Annotated in this window: 17 protein-coding genes; 13 read left to right on the top strand and 4 right to left on the bottom strand. The window is 51.3% G+C overall.

What is annotated here, in order from left to right:
* Positions 1–19: 19 nt before the first annotated feature.
* The gene (locus tag KGP21_RS05725; RefSeq protein ID WP_094982092.1) at positions 20–562 is read right to left on the bottom strand and encodes a fimbrial protein; all 543 of its coding nucleotides are present in this window, start codon (positions 560–562) and stop codon (positions 20–22) included.
* Positions 563–1,095: 533 nt separating this feature from the next.
* Between KGP21_RS05725 and KGP21_RS05720 the strand changes: the two genes are divergently transcribed.
* Together KGP21_RS05720 and KGP21_RS05715 are read left to right on the top strand one after the other, a co-directional pair.
* On the top strand, positions 1,096–1,878 hold the full coding sequence (locus KGP21_RS05720) for a winged helix-turn-helix domain-containing protein (protein WP_094982093.1): 783 nt from the start codon (positions 1,096–1,098) through the stop codon (positions 1,876–1,878).
* Positions 1,862–2,356: a hypothetical protein gene (locus KGP21_RS05715; protein WP_094982094.1), complete on the top strand. Its 495-nt coding sequence runs from the start codon at positions 1,862–1,864 to the stop codon at positions 2,354–2,356. The genes KGP21_RS05720 and KGP21_RS05715 overlap by 17 nt, the downstream gene beginning before the upstream one ends.
* Positions 2,357–2,459: 103 nt before the next feature.
* On the opposite strand, the gene KGP21_RS05710 is transcribed toward KGP21_RS05715, so the two are convergent.
* Complete coding sequence (locus KGP21_RS05710) at positions 2,460–3,032, bottom strand: helix-turn-helix transcriptional regulator (RefSeq protein ID WP_094982095.1); 573 nt, start codon at positions 3,030–3,032, stop codon at positions 2,460–2,462.
* Between the two features lie 409 nt (positions 3,033–3,441).
* Positions 3,442–4,062, bottom strand: coding sequence for a LuxR C-terminal-related transcriptional regulator (locus KGP21_RS05705; RefSeq protein ID WP_094982096.1), 621 nt, complete (start codon positions 4,060–4,062; stop codon positions 3,442–3,444).
* 588 nt (positions 4,063–4,650) lie between these two features.
* On the opposite strand from KGP21_RS05705, the gene KGP21_RS05700 reads away from it, so the two are divergent.
* The 10 genes from KGP21_RS05700 (at position 4,651) to KGP21_RS05655 (ending at position 14,668) form a co-directional block, all read left to right on the top strand.
* On the top strand, positions 4,651–4,797 hold the full coding sequence (locus KGP21_RS05700; protein WP_223500879.1) for a LuxR C-terminal-related transcriptional regulator: 147 nt from the start codon (positions 4,651–4,653) through the stop codon (positions 4,795–4,797).
* 618 nt (positions 4,798–5,415) lie between these two features.
* Entirely contained in the window at positions 5,416–5,967 is a 552-nt protein-coding gene (locus KGP21_RS05695) for a fimbrial protein (protein WP_094982098.1), read from the top strand.
* A 59-nt stretch (positions 5,968–6,026) separates the two neighbouring features.
* Positions 6,027–6,743, top strand: a complete 717-nt coding sequence (locus KGP21_RS05690) for a molecular chaperone (RefSeq protein ID WP_094982099.1) — start codon at positions 6,027–6,029, stop codon at positions 6,741–6,743.
* Positions 6,718–7,284, top strand: coding sequence for a fimbrial protein (locus KGP21_RS05685; protein WP_223537472.1), 567 nt, complete (start codon positions 6,718–6,720; stop codon positions 7,282–7,284). Before KGP21_RS05690 ends, KGP21_RS05685 begins: the two co-directional genes overlap by 26 nt.
* A gap of 7 nt (positions 7,285–7,291) precedes the next feature.
* Positions 7,292–8,011, top strand: coding sequence for a molecular chaperone (locus tag KGP21_RS05680; RefSeq protein WP_094982101.1), 720 nt, complete (start codon positions 7,292–7,294; stop codon positions 8,009–8,011).
* A complete protein-coding gene (locus tag KGP21_RS05675; protein ID WP_094982102.1) occupies positions 8,008–8,772 on the top strand; it encodes a molecular chaperone in 765 nt (254 codons plus the stop codon). The genes KGP21_RS05680 and KGP21_RS05675 overlap by 4 nt, the downstream gene beginning before the upstream one ends.
* Positions 8,773–8,787: 15 nt before the next feature.
* Positions 8,788–11,391 (top strand): fimbria/pilus outer membrane usher protein, encoded by a 2,604-nt coding sequence (locus KGP21_RS05670; protein ID WP_094982103.1) that lies wholly within the window; start codon positions 8,788–8,790, stop codon positions 11,389–11,391.
* A gap of 34 nt (positions 11,392–11,425) precedes the next feature.
* Complete coding sequence (locus KGP21_RS05665) at positions 11,426–12,544, top strand: hypothetical protein (RefSeq protein ID WP_223498908.1); 1,119 nt, start codon at positions 11,426–11,428, stop codon at positions 12,542–12,544.
* An 18-nt stretch (positions 12,545–12,562) separates the two neighbouring features.
* A complete protein-coding gene (locus KGP21_RS05660; RefSeq protein WP_223537469.1) occupies positions 12,563–13,684 on the top strand; it encodes a hypothetical protein in 1,122 nt (373 codons plus the stop codon).
* 366 nt (positions 13,685–14,050) lie between these two features.
* Entirely contained in the window at positions 14,051–14,668 is a 618-nt protein-coding gene (locus tag KGP21_RS05655) for a Fic family protein (protein ID WP_094982104.1), read from the top strand.
* On the opposite strand, the gene KGP21_RS05650 is transcribed toward KGP21_RS05655, so the two are convergent.
* Complete coding sequence (locus tag KGP21_RS05650) at positions 14,665–14,832, bottom strand: hypothetical protein (protein ID WP_172413946.1); 168 nt, start codon at positions 14,830–14,832, stop codon at positions 14,665–14,667. The two genes, KGP21_RS05655 and KGP21_RS05650, sit on opposite strands and share 4 nt — an antisense overlap.
* Positions 14,833–15,383: 551 nt before the next feature.
* On the opposite strand from KGP21_RS05650, the gene mutS reads away from it, so the two are divergent.
* Complete coding sequence (mutS, locus tag KGP21_RS05645) at positions 15,384–17,939, top strand: DNA mismatch repair protein MutS (protein WP_094982105.1); 2,556 nt, start codon at positions 15,384–15,386, stop codon at positions 17,937–17,939.
* Positions 17,940–18,010: the final 71 nt, after the last annotated feature.

Here is an 18,010-nt window from a genome sequence, read left to right as displayed (position 1 = left end):
TCAACACTACGCAACAGACTTACTGATAAGACAGTACGAAGTTGGTTGGAACCTGGAAGCTACCTGGTTTGATCACGGCATCTTCGCCGCCACCTTTCAAAGCAGCAGTGAAGGTCAGGGAGTTGTTGGTACCATTAACCAAAGTTCGAGCTGCGGTAGGGGTGTTCAGAGCCACTTTGGCACCGTCAGCCTGAGACATCAGAATATAAGCACCTTCAGCAGTACCGATCAGACCCAGACTGGTAGCATCATATGAAGAAGCCGTGCCGGTGAAGGTCACAGAGACTTTATCTTTGGTGCCTGCAGTAGCAATGACGCAATCTTTCAGCTCAATGCTGAAAGCTTGTGGCGTAGAAACACCGGTATTATTGTTAGCTGCCAGAACAACGTTAGACACGGCACCCAATGGGATAACTTGATCCAGTGAACCTGCAGCGATAGAGCAAGGTGCATCAGTAATAGAGCCGGTAAAGGTGATCTTGCCTTCGCCTTGGTTAGCTGCGTAAGCCGTGCTAGCCACCAGGGAAGCGCCAATGATCATTGCAATTGCTTTAACTTTCATGAAATCCGTTCCTATGATTTATATATTAACTAAAATATTAGGCGAATTGTGAAATACACTTTTACGCCTTTTATCACTACCCAACAATAATGCCGTTGCTTAGGATTGGCGCTATAATAACGCCAGAGAAAAATACTTATATAGGACATTCCTCTTTGTTTTCTCTTACTGTCTTATAAAAAAAAACGCCTTAATAACGAATCCATTAAGCACATGAATATACTAATAAAAATAAAAAAACAGTATTTTAATTAATCTTTTTTTTGCTAAAAAATAGGCAAAAAAAGCCTATGCAGGGTATTGTTATCAACACTTTCTGCACGAAATACATTAGATAAACGTTTTTTAACATTCGCGCAACCACTCGTCGCGAGCTAAGCGTTTTCCCCTCTTATGCATACCGTGATGCCACAAGCAGGAGACCGTGTCAGCTATAATTTAAAATTGTGAGACTGCGACACTGTACTGTAGCCTAACAGCAGAGTAGGCTGGTTTAATCAGGTGGAGTCAGATCTTAACCTGCAGGGGGAGACATGGTTTTTACGATTTTTAACATGATTGCGTTCAGAAGCTCAGACGGGGCGATGTGGAACATTGCGCAGCCCGATAGACGGGTCTCCTTCACTACCATTCCTGCCCGGCTCTTTACCTACCTGTTGGAAAACGCCGATAAAATGGTAAGCCGTGAAGAATTACTCAATAATATCTGGAATAAATATGGTCTGGAACCGTCGAGTAACTCGGTCAATCAGTATATTTCGCTGATCCGTAAGTCATTGAGTGAGTTAGGTTGTGAGGAAGAGATCATTAAAACTATTCCTCGCGTCGGGTTTTATATCTCCGGGAAATTGGTATCTTACAATCAGGAAACACCGCCGAGCGTTGAAACCACGAGCACCAAAGCTCAACCTGCAATAAAGCAATCAAGGCTACTCAGAGGGTATAAACCCGCGTTGCTCGCGATCAGCTTGATCATCTCAACCTTATTGGTCCTACAACCTTTCCGTTTCGCTACTGATCATCTGGATTACCGTTTCCCAAAATCTACTTTGTATAAAATTGGCAATATAGCAACCTGTCCTCTCTATACGCTTAGCGCTAGCTCGCCTGACATTGCTGCACGCAAGGAAAAACTCGCCGCAGAGCTGGCTGCTGCGCATGTTCCGTGCGCCAACAATGAGGTGTTTATTTTTCACTCTGGTGAACACTATGCCTACCAACAATCCGGCAGAGCCTTCATAATCCGTTGTACCAATAGTGATCATACCCTGTCTCATTTCTCTGACTGTAAGGGCGTCTATGCTTTCGCTAAATAATCACTCAGGCAAGTTCATCGGGGTGGTTGCTCTCGCCTTGGTCGCCGTAGCTTTGCTCTTCAACCTCCTGATGCACAAATTTTTCATTACTGAGAAAGGCCCCAAAGTGAGCTGTGCCGCCTTTTTCCTGGTACAAAGCGACTTACAAACTCGGGGCGTCATGAGTTTGCATATTGATGGTGTAAGCCATGGGAGGATGCATATTTCCGCAACGGTCAGGGATAGCGCTGGCGCAGTAAAGTATAATCTTCTGCGTAACGTCAATTTTGACTATCGCTATGAAGGTAATGGCCACCTCGCCTTGCAGCTGGTGGATGTCAATAAAAATGCCAGCGATACTATGCCGAATGAGCTGTTTAACCAGTCCATTTTTGATTTTTCGGTGAAAGCCAGACAATTGAGGATCACCGAAGTCGGTGATGGCTATTTGTTGTGGAATGACTTTTCGCCAGTGATGATGTGCATACACAATCCATAACAGGCCAATTTATAGCTAAGCTATAAAGCGCTCTCTCTAGCCATTCGGTGAATGCGGTGGCTGAAGGATAACATCCAACGCCATCGCACGAGTATGTCGTGGTTTATTGCACATGAGTATTACCGAACTTAAGCATATAAAGTTCATTGAAGTTTCTTGCTCCATGCCGTTTTACCGCCTTGACCTTATAGCCACTGACCGTTTTTATCGAAAGGTGCAGCATATTGGCTATTTGTGATTGCGAGTAACCCTCCACTAAAAGCTTTAATACTCGGTTCTCTTTCTGCGACGACTTCAGTACCTCCCCCCAAATATCACCAAAGAGATTATCCGCTACCGTCCTGGGTTGCGCTGAATCCATAGTTTTGACCAGATTTTTCAGATCGGCATAGGCAATTTTTTTATCGACCACAAAGTCGGATAAATGCTTAACCATCGCAGAACACTCTTTACCTTTGGAAAGCAGCGTGATCACATAAATTGTTTTGCCTTCCTTTTTCAGACCATAAATCTGTTTTATGGTGTTGTATATATCGTTTGAGTCCCCGTCAATAAAAGCGACGTAACTTTCATTATGACGTAAGTTTGAGTTTTGCTCAGTACTTAAGGACTCGACTATTGAATCGAAGGCAATCTTATTAAAATGGCAAGGGTAATTCGTGTCAAATATAAACATGGGTAACTTCCTGCAAAATAATATGTAGATTTGGTGAAGTACCAGGTCTAAGGCTATCCAAGATAACCTTGTTCATTGTGAATCGACGTCAGAGGCCTAACCCCTTAAGGGTTTTTCTGATCTCTACCTGGTACCTAACTTATCGTGACTACTCAGGATTGACATTGCGGCCTGCCAGGCCTAAACCCGGCAAACTGCGCCTTGCATCAATCTGAGCCTTAATTTACATGAAAAGTTACCACGGAGTTATTTATAACTAAAAACACACTATTTATAGGTTTAAATTCTTGCTTTTAAGTTTTTTTAACAATAAAAAGGGATTTAACACTATAGAGGCAGCGGTGGTATTCAGCAACAACTCACCCTGTTGCTTAACCTCACCGCCAAGGATGCTGTCTATTGGATGATATCAATCATGATTGCTTAGCTTTAACATGTAGAGCTCGTTGAAGTTTCTTGCCCCATGTCTTTTTATCGCCTTAACCTTATAACTGCTGATGGTTTTTATCGATAAGTTTAACATTTTGGCTATTTTGTATTGGCTGTGGCCATCCAGCAACAGCTTCAACACCAGATACTCCTTATGAGAAGACTTCAAGATATCCCCCCAGATATCGCCAAAAACATTATCTGCTAACGCCTTGGGTTTTGCCGTAACCATGGTTCTGATCAGCCGTTGCAGATCGTCATAGGTGATTTTTTTATCCACTACATAATCAGATAAATGCCTGATCACTGAGGAGCAATCTTTATCTTTTGACAGCAATGTGACCATATAAACAACTTCGCTGTTCTTGCGTAACTCGTAAACCGACTTGACGACGCTGTAGATATTAGCCGAATCCCCATCAACAAAAGCGATTGAACCCTCGCCATAACGCAAGGCAGGGGTTAGATCACACCTTAAGGAATCGATGATCGATTTAAAGGTTATTTTACTTAGCGAACAGGAATAATCCGAGTCTATTAGAATCATTGGAATACTTACCTCCTGGTAAAAATAATCCATCCATATTGGAACGCGCAGCATTCAGGTGCACCAATGACTGGCAACCCAATATCGTCTTTAATGTATATCCAGGTTCTAATACCATAGGCAGAGCAAACCAAAATTAATTTTTGGCTCTTTGATTTATGTAAACAACTCTCTCACCACCTGGATAAAGTTATGACATTCCTTTACACCCAGCCTTATCAGTATATTCTTATAAAATTATTATCGTCAATCGATTTTATTGCTTACAATAACCATTAGATATCATGAGAAATATTCCCCATATTTTATAATCGCTTATGGATGAATTTATTCAAGCATGCAACCAATTATAAGACAAAAAGAAAAAACAAAGAGAAAACTCCCATTTAAATCCGTTATGAACGGCAATACAATAAAGCATGACATTCAATACAACCCAGCAAATTAATTTTCAATCAGAATGTCTAACCCAATCAATGCGTATTTTTACGCTTTGATTTTTAGGCAATTGAAGCCCTACTCGACAAAGCCTTATTCCTGCAGGAAGTAGAGCGCTCCACGGTAGGGAAAAGCGGATGTTCCTCATTACTGACGCTCAAGGAACTGAAGTGCTGAAGTATCTGGCCATAGGAATGAGCGGGCGTGGCACCGCAGGGCATCAAGGACAAGACTGTCAATGGCCATAAGCGCAATGCCATGCGCAAACTGTGCGTCAAGACTAACCAGGAGTTGTACCGGTGGATGGAACTGCGTGACTCCTCTCATCTGGTAGGCCTGTCTTTGATCTGATTCCGCAAGAGTCTCGAGCTGCTCATCCAGACTTAGGATCGCCGAGAGTTGCCCCCCCTAGGTGAACGCAAAACCACTTTTTTTATTCTATGAACGTAATAGCGACATAATTATTTTTAGACTATCAATCCGCAACATAATTAAATTGGTCTGCACCCACTTAATTTAGATAATTTCCATAATTTTTTATTATCTATAGCCTACAAATGCCTTTCCCTCACCTACTCCATAAAAAACACCCAAAAAAAAGACATAAAAACCAAGTAAACATTAATATAAGAATAAAAACCTATGAAAACCTAAAGTAACAAAATTAAAAACTAATATTTTCACATAAAAAATCCATAAATTAAATAATAAATCTTATAAATCAATGTGTTAAATTTAAACCATGCACCACCCTTACATTTTGACAACCATGACGTATTTTGAAATTATTAAAAGCGAAATACAGAGGGACCCCCCCTCGGGGGTAAATATCGCCTACCTAGCGTAGTAAATGAATAAAAAACCCGTTAACAGATAGACATCCAGTTATTTCTGAGCAGAGATAACTGTAAGTCTAGCAAGCATCAACTCGTTTTTAATAAGCCATCTCAATCTAAAGGAATAGCACTCATGCGTAAATCAATTTTCACTCTGGCTCCGGCTGCATTGGTTTTACTGGCCGTAGCGGGCAACGCTCAAGCGGCAACTAACGCCCAATTAACCGTAACGGCCAACGTGGTTGCTGCCACCTGTGACGTTTCACTGTCTACCAACAGCCTGGATCTGGGTAACTTTTCACCCAAGCAATTTACCGGCGTTCTGACCCCGATCGCGTCCAGCCAGAAACAGTTCACCGTGGGTCTGAACAACTGTGAGGCCCCTGTTGCCGCTGCTGATACCGCTAACCTGGTCGTCAGCGGCCAAACGCTGGCTGCCAACTCAAACGTCTTCAACTCCACCGGCACCAACACCGGTATCATGCTGAGCGAAGTTAGCAAGCCAAACGTCTATATCAAGGCAGGTGACAAACTCCTGATCGCAACCGCAGGCGCAACGCCAGCCGCTGGCGATTTTAATGCCAAAACGCTGAGCCTGCAGGTGGGCCTGGCCTCCACCAGCGCGGACAAAACCAACATTGGCTCCGTCAAGGCACCGATCCTGTTTGCTTTCTCCTATAACTGATTTACCTCTAGGCAGGCGGCTTCGGCTACCTGCTTTTTTTTCCTACCAAGGGGCAATAAATGACGCGCATAACGCTATTTTTTCCCGTCCTGATGGCGCTGCTGTGCAGTTCGTCCGCCGTAGTGGCGGAGGGATTTGGTATTAATGCAACCCGGCTTATCTACCCGCAGGGAGCAGGCAGCATTGCCGTTACGCTGCGCAACACTCAGCCCGCCTTGCCTTATCTGGTACAGGCTGCGGTAAGCCTGACCCCAGATAGTCGTGACGCCGCTCCATTTACGGTCACACCACCGGTTTTTCGGCTGGAAGCCAAGAGCGAGAGTCAGGTCCGCATTACCGGTAATGACGCATCCTTGCCCAAAGATCGCGAGTCGGTATTCTATTTCCAGGCCATGGCGATCCCAGCCGCAACCGAGCCGACCGCCAGCCAACAGAGCGCCAACGTGAGTGCCACCGCCCAATTTGGCGTCGGCAACATCATCAAGCTGTTTTATCGCCCTACAGAGCTACCAGCAGATTCGGGTTCAGCACAGAAAAACCTGCGCTTCACCCGCGTCAATAGCGGGCTGCGGGTCAGTAACCCCTCCCCCTATTTTGTCAGCCTGGCCAGCCTGACCTTTGCCGGGCAACGGCTCAAGTTGGATACGCCGGACGCGCTGATGATTGCGCCATTCGGTTCCCATATCTATCCCACCACGGCGAAAAGTGGGGCCATTGACTGGCAGACCATTAACGATCAGGGAGGCGTTGATGCGTTTAAACAGGCTCTGCCTTAAGAAGGTATCCCTCATCTCACTCGCTATGGTTACCGGATTAACCAGCAGCACGGCCCCCGCCGTGACGCTGAACTTTTCCGCAACGATCATGCCAGGCACCTGTTCCCTAAGCCTGGATAAAAGCGTACTGCCGCTGGATGAGATGTCGCAGGCGCGCTTGCGTAGCGGTGCCCTGATCAACTCACAGCCGTTTACCCTCAAGGCTGGCAACTGTGACGGTGTCGCCACTGCTGGCCTACAGCCGATGATTACGGTCGGCGGTGAGGGCGTGACCCAAGATGGCAAATGGCTGTTTCGCAGCAGCGACTCCAGTGCCGGTGGGAGCGGGGTGATGTTGGTACAAAGTGCCAACATGCCCAATTACAACAGTACCGAGGTCAAACCTACCGATACTTACCCCTTGGCGGCCATGGGGCAGATACCGGTCGGTAAAGACCTCCCCTTTTTTGCTGGTATCAGCTGCGGTGGTAGTACCGGCTGCGCGACGGTGAAGCCGGGGAAGGTTATCGCCCGTATCACCTTTACATTCGCCTACCGCTGAGGTTGCCATGTCATCTGCCTGCTATTCATCTATCGCACTGTTGCTGTTGCTCTTTACCGGACCGATGGCAATAGCCGACGGCGGTATCAGCTTAAATCAGACCCGGGTGGTGTTTTCCGCAGCGGACAGGGCACAAACCGTCACGGTGAATAATAGCGGCACACAAAAATTTCTGATCCAAAGCCGTATCCAACGCGCACTCGACGACCAGGCTCCAACGCCATTTATCGTCACGCCGCCGCTGTTGCAGCTCGGCCCTGAGCGCAAACAATTACTGCGCATCCTCAAACAGGATCAGGCATTGCCCACGGATCGGGAGTCGCTGTTTTACCTTTCGGTATTGGCGATCCCCGCACAGAAACAGTCGGCACTAGCAGAGGCGCACTTATCGATGGGGTTTCGCTTTGCCATCAAACTGTTTTACCGCCCTGAGGGCCTCAACATCGCCCCGAGGGACGCCAGTTGCCAACTGCGATTGACGCCTACGGCAGCAGGGGTGCGCATTGACAACCCGACCCCCTATTTTCTCACGTTTGCTTCACTGAAGTTCGATGGTCAGCTTATCGATCTGGACACCCAGCCAGCGATGATTGCCCCGATGAGCGCACAGGTGTACCCCGGCAACCCGTCGGCCAGACAAGCCGTTTGGCAAACCATTACCGACTTCGGCGGCTTATCTGCACCATGCCTGCAGGCCCTGCCATCACCAAAGGACCCACCCGCATGAAACACCTTGGCCAAGCGATATTGCTGCTGTGCAGCCTGCCGTTTTTGACCGCTCCCCAGGCGGCAGAGCCCGACTCCACGGGGATCTCATTTTATGTTCTGCGGGTGATTTATCCCGAAAGCGCCAAGCAAGGCGTCAGTTTGGCGGTAGACAACAAAAGCGCAGCCGCCTATTTGATGCAGTCCCGGGTGCGCCCGGTCGATAGCCAGACCGGCGATGTCGATTTGAGCGAGGGCGAGCAAGCGAAAATGCCGTTTATTGTCACGCCACCGCTGGCGCGCTTAGAGGCCAAGAGTGAACTGACACTGCGTATCCGGCGCAATGGAGAACCCTTGCCGACAGATCGCGAGTCGGTATTTTTTATCTCCATGAAAGCGATCCCCGCGCAGGTGCAAAACGTTCAACCACAGCCGGTAGGCCAGATGGCGGTGACGGTAGTCAGCAATATGAAATTGTTCTACCGCCCTAAGGGATTGGCTAAACGCGCCGTGGCCGACGTGGCCTGCCAACTGCGTTTTCACCGCGCGGGAAAAGAGTTGATTGCCGATAACCCCACTCCCTATTGGCTCACCTTTTCGCGGCTGAAATCGGACCGCGTCTCGCTGGATAAACCCGCGTTACGTTTGATGGTGCCGCCGAAAGGACAACAACGCTATCCCGCCCCTACCGGGACCAGCGGCCATGTCGAGTGGCAACTTATTGATGAGGATGGTTGGAATACTCCCGTTTGTCAGCAGGACTTGCCCCCATTGGATGTTTAAGGACGCGCTAAAATCATGGATAGAACATCAATAAAAAACAGGCCCGGCACTCGAGGTCTTTCACCTTCTTTGGCCGGAGCCCTGCTGCTGGCCGGTGCCGTACCTGCCTGGGGCCGAGACTATTTCGATCCCGGCCTGTTGGCGCTAGGTGGCAACCAGTTGGCTACATCCGATCTGACCGTGTTTGAATCCTCCGGCCAGACCCCTGAAGGGCGCTATCTGGTGACGCTGTGGATGAATCAGTCGGAACAAGGGCAATACAGTCTGATATTCAAAAAAGATGCCCAGGGCCAGGTGCTACCGCAGCTGACTCCGGCATTCCTCCACCAGCTTGGCGTCAATACTCAGGCACTTCCCAGCTTTAGCGGCTTGCCGCCTGAGACTCCCATCGCCAGCCTGGGAAAGCTCATTCCTGAATCGCAGCTACGCTTCGATTTGGCCCAATTGCGTCTGGACATCAGTATTCCGCAGGTCGCCATGCAGCAACATGCCCGGGACTACGTCGACCCTGAACAATGGGACGAGGGTGTCCCCGCATTGTTGTTGAATTATAGCCTGAACGGGAGCCGCAACTGGCAACGCGCACAGTCCGGCATGGGCAAAAGCGAGCAGAGCAATCTGTTCGCCAACCTGCTTGGCGGGATCAACTACCAAGGGTGGCGCCTGCGCAGCACCATGACCTATACCCAAAATGAAAGCCGTGTGGGAGGTTCTTCAAACCGTTATCAGCGCAGCCAATTCTCCGATACCTATTTACAACACGATATCCGTGCGTGGCGCTCCGAGATCCTGGCGGGTGAAAGCAGCAGCGGAAATGACGTGTTCGACAGCATTCCCTTCCGGGGCGTCAAACTGAATTCCAGCGAAGATATGCTGCCCAATAGCCTGCGCGGCTTTGCTCCGGTGATCACCGGCATTGCCCAAAGCAACGCACGGGTAACGGTGAGCCAGAACGGCAACATTGTCTATCAAACTTATGTCGCTCCTGGCCCGTTTCGTATCAACGATCTGTACCAGAGCAGCCAAGGTGGCGATCTGACGGTCACCATCACCGAGGCAGACGGTTCAGTACGCAGCCAAACCCTGGCCTTCTCGTCATTACCGGTGATGCAACGCCCTGGCGCACTGAAGTATGAACTCACCAGCGGGCGCTATAACGGAGGGATCACCCAAGCCTCCCGAGAAGCGACTTTCGGGTTGGGCACCTTAATGTATGGCCTACCCTATAACGTCACTCTGTACGGAGGTGCGCTGGTTGCCACCGATTATCACTCCCTGGTGGCAGGCTCTGGCCTGTCGTTGGGTGACTTCGGCGCCATCTCGGCAGACGTCACCACCTCGGATGCCCGGTTAGCAGGGCAAAACCAACGCCACCAAGGGGCTTCATATCGGTTGCGTTATGCCAAAAGCCTGCTCAGCACCGGGACCTCGGTAGATCTCGCGGCCTACCGCTACTCCACTCGCAACTATTACACCTTCGCCGACTTTAACAACCTGGGCTTTGAGCTCAACGCAGGGCAGGTGCCCTGGGCGTTGACACGCCAACGCTCCAATTTCCAACTGCGTATCAGCCAGCAGTTGGATTCTTGGGGGGCCCTGTACCTATCGGCCTCACGCAACGATTACTGGGGGAACAGCCGAGTGAACAACACCGTTTCCGTTGGTTACAACGGCAGTTATCGTGGTGTCAGCTACGGCGTTGCCTATGGGATTGACCGCATCAAGGGCGACGGCAGCTGGCCAGAGAACCGCCAGCTATCGATGTCGGTGCAGGTCCCCTTCCGCCTGTTTGGCAGTGCGGCTGCCAATAGCCAAAGTTATGCCAGCTACCAGGTAACCCATAACAATCAAGGCCAGATACAACAACAGGCGGGCATCAGTGGCAACGCCATGGACGATCGCCTCTCCTACAACCTGATGCAGGGCTGGTCGAACGATAATGGTAGTGATAACAGCAACTTGAATATGGGCTATCGGGGGAGTAAAGGCCAGGCCAATCTGGGCTACAGCTACAGCAACCAGTTCCGCTCACTCAACCTCAGCGGCAACGGCAGCCTGCTGCTGCACCCGGAAGGCGTGACGCTAGGGTCCATGCTCGGCAATTCGGTGGCGGTGGTCAGCGCGCCAGGCGCTGGCGGCGTTGAGGTGCTCAACGGCAACATTCGCACCGACAGCCGCGGTTACGCGCTGGTGCCGTATCTGGCGAACTACCAGAACAACAGCATCAGTCTGAACCCCACTACCCTGCCGGAGGATGTGGATATGGCGCAATCAAGCCTTAACGTCTCCCCAACCAAAGGGGCCGTCGTCATGGCGAGATTTGACACCCGAGTGGGTTACCAGGCGCTGGTGACGCTGCTACGGGGGGATACCAGCCTGCCATTCGGCACGGTGATTACGGTGGCGGATACTCCGGCAGGAAAAAACAATACCGGTATCGTTGGAGATTCGGGCCAAGTGTATCTGAGCGGGCTACCGGAACAGGGCACACTGACCGCGAAATGGGGGCACGCTGACCATCAGCAGTGCCGTGCCAGTTTCAACCTGAGCGGCATTGCCGCTCCCTCTGCAAGCAACCCGATCCGCCAACTGACGGCACGTTGTGAAACAGGCCGATAACCATGCACAAACCAATCCACAAGGACAAGTGACAGTGAAAGATACCGCCGGCATACCAAGACATACGCTAAACCGCCGCTACCAAGCCTCCTGCATACTGCTGTTAGCCTACCTGGGCCAACCAGCCGCACTGGCGGAAACCATTACTATTGGCAAAGGTACAGGCATTTTGTGGGAAGGCCTGCCGTTTAATGTCACCTTAAGTGGCACGATAGGGAGACAAGACCTTACTCCTAAGTATGCGCTATTGGCGATCTCTTCACACTCCAATATGTGCCAACCCAATGATGAATTGTCGTCCATCGCGGGTTATCAAGCACTCAAACTAGCGCCAGGCGTGGGGCTCATTCCCAGAGGCTTCGGTAATGCAACCTTTGCCCGGTATTCTTCCCTCAAGGAAGATTCGCTATCCGGTACGCTGGGGCTACCAGAAACCAAAGGGGGGAACAGCGACGGGAGTCAAGTAATCGCACCTAATACTTTTAGCTGGTGCCTGCCGCCATCAATGAAATACCAAAACAATTACTATAACCCTAACTATATTCGAAAAGCCACAATATCAGGCACCTGGGTACTGGTTGCCGATGGTCAGCAGAAGACTACTGAAATAACCGTCCCGGTGATGTATGCCGGCAGTTTCTCATCGGTGTCGATTGGGGACCTATCGGCCTCTATCCTCCCGAGCAATATCCAGCTGCGCATATCCACGCTTGAGTGTACGGTCAATACTCCCACTTCAATCACCTTTGGTGGCGTGATGGAAAACCTGCAGGCCGGGGCCGAACTGGGCGTGCAATCCTACCCACTGATCACCAACTGTGGGCAAAGTTCAGACCTGATCGATGCCAATATCAACCTGCAGTTCCGGCCATTGACCGGCCTGTATCAATCAGCCCCGAGCCGTTTGGCCCTGCGCGAGGGCGGGGGCTATATCACCGGTGAGATTGATAACGGCGTGACCGGCAGCGGAAGCTGTATCGCCACCAGCGGACTTAAGTTCGATAATCGCCAGCTAAAAATCGGCCGTATCACCAAGGCGCAAACCAGCCTGAGTATCAGCAATCAGGTGACCTGGCGCTTGTGTTCCGGCGGCAAAGATCTGCCACTCGGTGACGTTAGTGCCGCCGCCGAAATGCTGGTGACGTTTAATTAGCATAGCTAGGACAATAAAGTGAAAAACAGCGCCAGTACGCCAAAGCCTACTCTATATTGCCACCGCTGCTGCGCACTCGGCCTGCTGGCGCTGTTATTGAGCCTGACCCCACCAGCCGTTCTGGCAAAAACCATTATCATTGGTAAAGGGACGGGGATTTTGTGGGAAGGTCTGCCGTTTACGGCAAGCTTAAGTGGCTCTATGGAGCATGCACGCCTTAATGTCAAACACGGGCTATTGGCTGTTTCTTCAAGTAAGGGCAGTTGCCAAGGGACTGGTTTTCTGAAGGTCATTGCGGGTTATCCAGCCCTAGAGATAGCACCGGGCGTGGGGCTCATACCCAGAGCCAGCGGTCAGGTAGGCTATTACACCTTTATGGGCAGCTTCGTTTTGCTATCCGGTACGCTGGGGCTGCCAGAAACCAAAGGGGTAAGCAGCAACGGAACTCAAGTAACCTCACCTGAGGCTTATAGCTGGTGCCTGCCGCCAGCAATGACTTCTCAGGAATATTTTTATTCCCCTTCCACGACTCGTGCTGCCGTAATATCGGGTACCTGGGTGCTGGTTGCCGATGGTCAACAGAAGGCTGCCGAAATAACCTTACCGGAGATGTATGCTGCCAGTTTCTCAGAGGTAGCGGCTGGGGATAGAAGAGCTTCAATCCTCCCGTCCGCTATCAAGCTGCGCATATCCACGCTCGAGTGTGCGGTCAATACCCCCATTTCAATCGCCTTTGGCAACGTGATGAAGGACCCGCAGGCCGGAGCCGAGCTGGCCGTGCAATCCTATCCACTCATCACCAGTTGTGGACAATCCTCCGACTTTATCGATGCCAATATCAACCTGCAGTTCCGGCCGTTAACCGGCCTGTATCAATCAGTCCCGAGCCGTTTGGCGCTGCGCGAAGGCGACGGTTATATCACCGGTGAGATTGATAACGGCGTGACCGGCAGTGGAAGCTGCAGTGCCACCAGCGGGCTACCGTTCGATAATAGCCAGCTAAAAATCGGCCGTATCACCAAGGCGGAAACCAGCCTGAATACCACCCATCAGGTGACCTGGCGCTTGTGTTCGGGGGGCAAAGATCTGCCGCTTGGCAACGTTAGCGCCGCTGCCGAAATGCTGGTGACGTTTAATTGAGGTCTGTCCCCCTTCACTTCTGATTGACTTGCGCTATGGCAATCTTAATCACCATTAAATAGCTAGTTTGCGTAGTGCTTCCAATTTTTGACTGTGACAGCCGATTGCCCGCTGGGCTAGTATAACGGCTGAAAATCAATCCCGCTGTCTACGGCATGCAACCTTCAGATCTTGCTGGGTTCAGCCTGGCTTTTTTCTGTTGATTTGGTCATTGGTTAGCACTGATAAATAACGATTATTTTAGAAAATAAGGACAAACCCTGCTTTCGCCGACACTCCATTAACTGGCTGATTTTATGAGTATTGTACTTAACTGGTTGAACGCTATACTTTCATCTCCACCCGTCACCACTCCCGAGCATACTCATGAACCGATACCACGTTTCTGGCAGCGAAGGGCAGTATGAGAAAGATTCTGACGAACAGGTTTTAGCGAATAAACTCGGGATTGCCGATCCTGACGAGATCGATGATGCCGAGCTGGTGCTACTGGAGCAGCTCTACCGGTCTGTTTTTGAAGAGCACTTTCCGCTGGGACAGCTCACCGTTGGGATGCTAAAAAACTGGCACCATCGCTGGTTAGGCAACATCTATGAGTGGGCGGGACAGGAAAGGACCGTCAATATCAGCAAAGGCGGCTTTATGTTTGCTCCCTGCGCACAACTGCCCAAACTGCTGAACGAGTTCGATATGAAATACCTCGCTCGTTACACACCCTGTACAGGCATGAGCGAACAAAAGCTGATTGAAGCTATCGCAATAACCCACTTGGAACTAATCCTCATCCATCCCTTCAGAGAAGGAAATGGGCGTTTGTCGCGACTATTAGCCGATGTGATGGCGGTTCAGGGGGACTATAAGCCTCTGGATTATCAAAGCTGGGAACAGAACAAAACCCAGTATATCTCGGCTATTCACGCGGGTATGTCATTAGACTACGAGCCGATGAAACACTGGGTCAGTGAGGCTTTAAGAAGGGATTAGGCAAGGCGAAGATGCGCAAACTTTTTGCGCGCAACTGCCAGCGAAGCTTCAACCTTGGCTGAGGGCTGGCCTGTTTCAATTGCCGTTGACGTCGCCACAGAACGCACAATGTCCGTGCGAGACGGCTTAGCGTATGTCACCTGCTCTTTTTTGTTAGTGCTCATAGCGACTCCTGATTAACTCATCCATTGGTTACAGTATATCAAGGATCGTAGAGAACTGCTGCCATTAGCACTTATCTTGTTCGAAACTCCAAGCGACCCTGCTTTTCTTCTTTCAACTCTGTATCAGGGCAGCGCCCTTCATTGCCAATTTGTTTTAGTTCTTGCAACCTCATACGAGCCATTGCAAACGTAGTTTGCGTAGCGCTTCCAATTTTTGGCTGTGACAGCCGATTGCCCGCTGGGCTAGTATAACGGCTGAAAATCAATCCCGCGGTCTACGGCATGCAACCTTCAGATCTTACTGGGTTCCGTCTGGCTTTTTTCTGTTGATTTGGTCATTGTGCAGGCTTTAAGTGACAAAGGTTTGCCAGCCTGTTTGCTGGTCATATATGCTCGTTCCCTTGACCAACCGATTGATTTATTTGAGCAGCGCTGGCTGTTGCTCATCCTGAACGTTTTGGCGGTTTTTTTAATGAGGCGACGTGATACCCAATGATGCCAATGAATATCACAATCAAATTTAAATTCAATGGATTGGAAACGGTAACGTTATGACTAGCAACGAAAAATTGGATTCGCACACCCCAATGATGCAGCAATACCTGCGCCTTAAGGCGCAGCATCCCGAGATCTTGCTGTTCTACCGGATGGGGGATTTCTACGAGCTGTTCTATGACGATGCCAAACGCGCCTCTCAGTTGCTGGATATCTCGCTGACCAAACGCGGAGCCTCGGCTGGGGAGCCGATCCCAATGGCGGGCGTACCTCACCATGCAGTGGAGAACTATCTTGCCAAGCTGGTACAGCTTGGGGAATCGGCCGCGATCTGTGAGCAGATTGGCGATCCGGCCACCAGCAAAGGCCCGGTCGAGCGTAAAGTGGTGCGCATCGTTACCCCTGGCACCATCACCGATGAAGCCCTGCTGCAAGAGCGCCAGGACAATCTGCTGGCCGCCATCTGGCAGGATGGCCGCGGCTTTGGCTATGCCACCTTGGATCTCAGCTCCGGCCGCTTCCGCGTCGCCCAGCCAGAAGATCTTGAAACCATGGCGGCCGAGCTGCAACGAACCCACCCGGCAGAACTGCTATACCCGGAAAACTTCGAGCAAATGGCGCTGATCGAACAGCGCCACGGCCTGCGCCGCCGCCCACTGTGGGAATTTGAGCTGGACACCGCACGCCAGCAGTTGAACCTGCAGTTCGGCACCCGCGATCTGACCGGCTTTGGCGTCGAGCAGGCCCATCAGGCGCTGCGCGCGGCGGGCTGCCTGCTGCAATATGTCAAAGATACCCAGCGTACCTCGCTGCCGCATATCCGTGGCCTCACCATGGAGCGCCAGCAGGACGGCATCATCATGGATGCGGCCACTCGCCGTAACCTGGAGATCACCCAAAGCCTATCCGGCGGCAGTGAAAATACCTTGGCCGCCATCCTCGATCGTACCGTTACCCCCATGGGTAGCCGTATGCTCAAGCGCTGGTTGCATATGCCAACTCGCGACGTCCAGGTGCTGAACAACCGTCAGCAAGCTATCGCCGCATTGCAGCCATTGAGCAGCGAGTTGCAGCAGCCACTGCGCCAGGTGGGCGATCTGGAACGTATTCTTGCCCGTTTGGCACTGCGCACGGCTCGCCCACGAGATCTGGCCCGCATGCGCCACGCCTTCCAACAGTTGCCGGATATCCGCGCCCTGCTGGAAAACGCTGATGCACCACAGATGCAAAAGCTGTTGTCACAGGTCGGCCAGTTTGACGAATTACAGGCACTGCTGGAGCGCGCCATTGTGGAATCCCCACCGGTGCTGGTCCGTGATGGTGGCGTGATTGCCCCGGGTTATAACGAAGAGCTGGATGAATGGCGGGCGCTGGCCGACGGTGCTACCGACTATCTGGATCGCCTGGAGATCCGTGAGCGCGAGAAGCTGGGCCTGGATACGCTGAAGGTCGGTTTCAACGGCGTGCATGGTTACTACATTCAGGTCAGCCGTGGGCAGAGCCATCTGGTGCCGATCCACTATGTGCGCCGCCAAACGCTGAAGAATGCGGAACGCTACATCATTCCCGAGCTGAAAGAGTATGAAGACAAGGTACTGACCTCAAAAGGGAAAGCCTTGGCGATCGAAAAAGGGCTGTATGACGAGCTTTTCGATCTGCTGTTGCCGCACCTGGAGCAACTGCAACAGAGCGCCGGAGCCTTGGCCGAGCTGGATGTGTTGGCCAACCTGGCAGAACGTGCCGAAACGCTGAACTACGCCTGCCCAACCATCAGTGAGCAACCCGGCATTCGCATCAGCGATGGCCGTCACCCGGTGGTGGAACAGGTATTGAAAGAACCCTTTATTGCCAACCCGGTTTCCCTATCACCACAGCGCCGTATGCTGATCATTACCGGCCCGAATATGGGCGGTAAAAGTACCTATATGCGGCAAACGGCACTGATTGTGTTGCTGGCGCACATCGGCAGCTACGTACCGGCGGCAAAAGCCACCATCGGGCCGGTGGATCGTATCTTTACCCGCGTGGGCGCGGCAGACGATCTGGCCTCTGGCCGCTCTACCTTTATGGTGGAAATGACCGAGACTGCCAATATCCTACATAACGCCACGGAAAACAGCCTGGTGTTGATGGATGAGATTGGCCGTGGCACCTCCACCTACGACGGGCTTTCTCTGGCCTGGGCTTGTGCAGAAAACCTGGCCAGCCGCATCAAGGCCATGACGCTGTTTGCCACCCATTACTTTGAGCTGACCACCTTGCCGGAGAAAATGGAGGGCGTGGTTAACGTGCATCTGGATGCGTTGGAACACGGCGACACCATTGCCTTTATGCATAGCGTACAAGATGGCGCGGCCAGTAAGAGCTACGGCTTGGCGGTGGCGGCGTTGGCTGGTGTGCCGCGCGATGTGATCAAGCGTGCACGCCAGAAGCTGCGTGAGTTGGAGAGCCTCTCCAGTCAGACGGCGGCGGGTACGGTAGATGCGACTCAGTTGACGCTGTTGAACGAAGAGGTGTCACCGGCAGTTGAAGCGTTGGAAACGCTGGACCCGGATTCTCTTTCGCCACGCCAGGCGTTGGAGTGGATCTACCGGCTGAAAAGCCTGGTGTAAGTCAGATATCGACGACGTTCTGCCCTAGACAAGGGTAAATCGCCGTCAATCACAGTAAATCGCAGGCAAAA

Source organism: Serratia sp. JSRIV004 (genome assembly GCF_019968705.1).
Taxonomy (GTDB): domain Bacteria; phylum Pseudomonadota; class Gammaproteobacteria; order Enterobacterales; family Enterobacteriaceae; genus Chania; species Chania fonticola_B.
The sequence above is the reverse complement of the archived record's forward strand: the minus strand, read 5'-3'. Positions and strand labels throughout refer to the sequence as shown.